General features: G+C 36.5%; 2 protein-coding genes. Both read right to left on the reverse strand.

Going from position 1 to position 4,298, the window contains the following annotated elements; genetic code table 11:
- Positions 1–23 precede the first annotated feature (23 nt).
- Positions 24–1,241: a tetratricopeptide repeat protein gene (locus K8V80_RS05350; protein ID WP_276775924.1), complete on the reverse strand. Its 1,218-nt coding sequence runs from the start codon at positions 1,239–1,241 to the stop codon at positions 24–26.
- Between the two features lie 49 nt (positions 1,242–1,290).
- Positions 1,291–3,870 (reverse strand): DNA gyrase subunit A, encoded by a 2,580-nt coding sequence (gene gyrA / locus K8V80_RS05355; RefSeq protein ID WP_276775926.1) that lies wholly within the window; start codon positions 3,868–3,870, stop codon positions 1,291–1,293.
- Positions 3,871–4,298: the final 428 nt, after the last annotated feature.

Consider the following 4,298-nt stretch of genomic DNA (forward strand, 5'->3'; position numbering starts at 1 on the left):
TATTTTTTAATCTAATCTACTTATTATAATAGAGCTTCGATTTCTTCAATTTCTTCCATACCCAATTTGTAGTAAACTAGGTAAAGACCTTGTAACCATAGACTTTGTTCTTCTGGTTTAAGTTCTCTAGCTTTTTCGTAGTTAGGAAGAGCTTTTTTGTAAAGATCTATTGCTTTTTCTGTAGCTGCTTTGTACTCTGGATCATTGATGTCAAGATCTACAGGAACAGCATCTAAGATAGCTTGAGCTTGAATAGTATAAACAAGACCTAAGTTTGAATGAGCTTCAGCATTGCTTGGATCTAGTTCGATAGCCTTAGCAAAACATGCAGCTGCTTCATCATAGTTCTTCATGTGGTGGTTGATAAAACCTTGCACATATACATAGTAGCTATTTTCTGGATATTTAGCAACCATATCTTTAGCTAGAGCAAGAGCATCATCAAACTGTTCGTGGTTCACGTAGTAATCTACTAGATTACCAAAGAAGTATAGATGTTCTGGGAACTGAGCCATACCATCTTTAAGTGAAGCCAAGAATTCAGCCTCTTTTTCTTGAGCCTTGTAAGAGTAGCTTAAGATTTCAAGTGCTTGCATACCTTCTTTAGTTGTATCAACAGCTAGAGGAGCAAATTTTTCAATTTCTGGATAATCTTCAAGACGCATAGCAGCAAGTGTTGCATAGTATGCAATTACCTTAAAGTTTTCGTCTGTTGTTTTCAAGTCAGCGCCTTCAAACATAGGAAGAGTAGCTGATGTTAGATACTTAGCAAAGAAATCAAACGCTTCTTTATCTTTGTTTACGTTAAAGAAATACACACCACCGTTGATCAATTCTGGACGGAACTGAAGAACAATCTTAGAGTTATTCTTTCTGAATTTGTTTTTAATCTTTCCTTTTTCGTTCGGAATTTCTGCTAGTTCATCACATTTTGCGTAGTATTCAACTAGTTTGCTCACGCTATTGTAAACACCTACAGTATCAAAAGCCTGTTTAAGGTATTGTTTCTTCTGTTCTTCTTCAACTCTTCTCTGTTGAATAAAACCAGCAACATCCCATGTAGCAGGATCATCTTTAGTTTCATCATTTACTAAAGCTTCATTGATTAGCTGTTCTGCTTGAGCGAAATCTGGATTAACACCATTAGCAATACGTTTGGCCTCTTTTACAGATTTTTGCTGAGCAAATGAGAAAGTAAATGCTCCTGCAAGTAAAGCCACTGATAATAGTACTTTTTTCATGATTGTTGTTTTGTTTATTATTTATTGAAGTAATTTTTCCTTAATCTATTTATAAGTCATTATCATCAAAAAGCATGCCAGTAGATGGATTTCCTCCTTCTGTAGATGTATCTTCATCCTCAGTTGGTGCTTGCTCCATACCTTCTACATCAACATCTTCCTCTTCGATAATTTCTTCCTCTTCTTCTGAAAGGACTTTACAGATCGAACCGATATGATCGTTTCTCTTGTCTAGATTAATTAATCTAACTCCCTGAGTAGCACGACCCATAACTCTTACATCTTCAACATCAAGACGGATTGTTACTCCTGATTTATTGATGATCATCAAGTCATTTTCATCGGTTACAGACTCTATACCTACTAATTTACCTGTTTTCTCGGTAATGTTCATGGTTTTCACACCTTTACCTCCTCGATTAGTGATACGATAGTCTTCTACTTCAGAACGTTTACCATAACCTTCTTCAGATACTACCATGATAGTTTCTGTTTCTAGATCACGAATAGCAACCATTCCCACAACTTCATCTTGTCCATCTTCATCTAAGCGAATTCCACGAACACCTGTTGCTGTTCTCCCCATAGGGCGGACATTTTCCTCATGGAAACGAATAGCTCTACCATTTTTGTTGGCAATAACAATATTACATTTTCCATTGGTTAGGCGAACTTCTATTACTTTATCGTCTTCACGAATTGTAATAGCATTCACACCATTTTGACGTGGACGAGAGTATTGTTCTAATAGTGTTTTCTTTATGACACCGTGTTTTGTACAGAAGATAACATAATGACTATTAATAAATTCCTCATCATTCAAGTCCTCAACTCTAAGATAAGCATTTACTGCATCATTTCTATCAATATTCAATAAATTTTGTATCGCTCTACCCTTAGAATTTTTCGACCCTTCTGGAATCTCATACACTTTCAACCAATAGCATTTACCCATCTGAGTAAAGAACATCATGGTGTTGTGCATGGTAGCAGGATAGATATGTTCGATGAAATCTTGATCACGTGTATCTGTTCCTTTCGAACCCACCCCTCCTCTATTTTGAGAAGTAAAATCTGATAATGGTGTACGCTTGATATAACCCATGTGAGAAATAGTAATAATCATAGGGTCATTTGAATAGAAATCTTCTGGGTTAAACTCTTCCGAAGAATAAACAATTTCTGAACGACGCTCGTCGCCATACTTGTCTTTTACTTCTTGTAGTTCTGCCTTGATTACTTCACGACATTTCTCATCGTTATTCAAGATTTCTTTGTACTCAGCAATACGAGCCATTACTTCTTGGTATTCTCCATGAAGTTGATCTTGCATTAGGCCAGTCAACTGACGAAGACGCATTTCAACAATGGCACGAGCTTGAATTTCTGACAATTCAAAACGAGTCATTAAGTTTGTAATAGCTTCGTTAGGATTCTTAGCTGCACGAATAATTTTGATTACTTCGTCAATATTATCAGAAGCAATAATCAAACCTTCTAAGATATGTGCACGTTCTTCTGCTTTGCGAAGGTCGAACTGTGTACGACGAATCACTACATCATGACGGTGTTCTACGAAATTGGCCACTAAATCACGAAGATTTAAGGTATGTGGACGACCATCTACCAGTGCTACGTTATTTACCCCGAATGAAGATTGTAGGGCTGTCATCTTGTACAGCTTATTAAGGACTACGTTTGCATTCGCATCTCGTTTACAGTCCACAACAATACGCATACCACTACGGTCAGACTCATCATTCACGTTGGCAATACCTTCAATACGTTTTTCATTGACTAAGTCTGCAATGTGTTTGATAAGGTCTGCTTTATTTACGTTATAAGGTATTTCCGAAATGACAATTTTTTCATGAGTTTGCCCAGCTTCTATCTCAGCTCTTGCACGCATAACCACACGTCCACGACCTGTTTCAAAAGCCTCTTTCACTCCACTCATACCATAGATGAAACCTCCTGTTGGGAAGTCGGGAGCTTTGACATATTGCATTAAGCCTTCAACATCAATTTCTGTATTCTCTAAGTAAGCCTGACAAGCGTCAATAACTTCAGAAAGGTTGTGAGGAGGCATATTTGTAGCCATACCCACTGCAATACCCGATGCCCCATTCACTAATAAGTTAGGAATACGTGCAGGAAGCACTTTTGGCTCTTGAAGGGTATTATCAAAGTTTGGATCAAAGTCAACAGTTTCTTTATATAAGTCCTGCATCATCTCTTCACCCATCTTATTTAGACGAGCTTCTGTATAACGCATAGCCGCAGGACTATCACCATCGACAGAACCAAAGTTACCTTGCCCATCAACTAAAGGATAGCGCATTGCCCATTCTTGTGCCATTCTCACCATGGCTAAGTAAACGGAACTATCTCCGTGAGGGTGATATTTACCTAAAACCTCACCCACAATTCTAGCTGATTTCTTATAGGGTTTATCTGAAGTATTACCTAGTTCCATCATACCATAAAGGATACGACGGTGAACAGGCTTAAATCCATCTCTAACATCTGGAAGAGCACGAGATACGATAACTGACATCGAATAATCGATGTAAGAAGATTTCATCTCGTCTTCAATGTTGATCTTTATAATTCTGTCTTGTTCAACCATTTAAAAGGATTATTTATTATATATTTTTATCTCATAAAAAGTTATGTAAAAGTACTACTTTTTTGGGAGATAAGAAAGCTTTTTAATAACAAACTTAAATAGCCTTACAAGCCCTATAGCCGTGGATTATATACCCAATTAGCCCTTTTATATCTATCCTAAAGACGGGTTTGAAATAACCAAAATATTTTACTGCTATTTTTGCTCAATAAGTGAATATTTTGAAGTCAATAATTATGAATTTCATTATCGTGTGGTACAGACTGACTATCAGTTACTCCAACGGGCTTATTGAAGCTTTTTCTAGATAAACTTTTTCTATTTTTGGTAAAAATTCCTATTTATTTTACTTATTTCTCGTGTAATCCTCTTTTTTTGAGTCAATTTGACTTTTTCTTTTCTTCATCCTTTGAATTCTCTTAAAATAC

This window comes from Bacteroides coprosuis, assembly GCF_020741705.1.
Taxonomy (GTDB): Bacteria; Bacteroidota; Bacteroidia; order Bacteroidales; family Bacteroidaceae; genus Bacteroides_E; species Bacteroides_E coprosuis.

What these genes read in the sequence shown, in the direction of transcription:
- K8V80_RS05350 (WP_276775924.1), bottom strand. Translation starts at nt 1,241, where the DNA reads ATGAAAAAAGTACTATTATCAGTGGCTTTACTTGCAGGAGCATTTACT.
- gyrA (WP_276775926.1), bottom strand. Translation starts at nt 3,870, where the DNA reads ATGGTTGAACAAGACAGAATTATAAAGATCAACATTGAAGACGAGATG.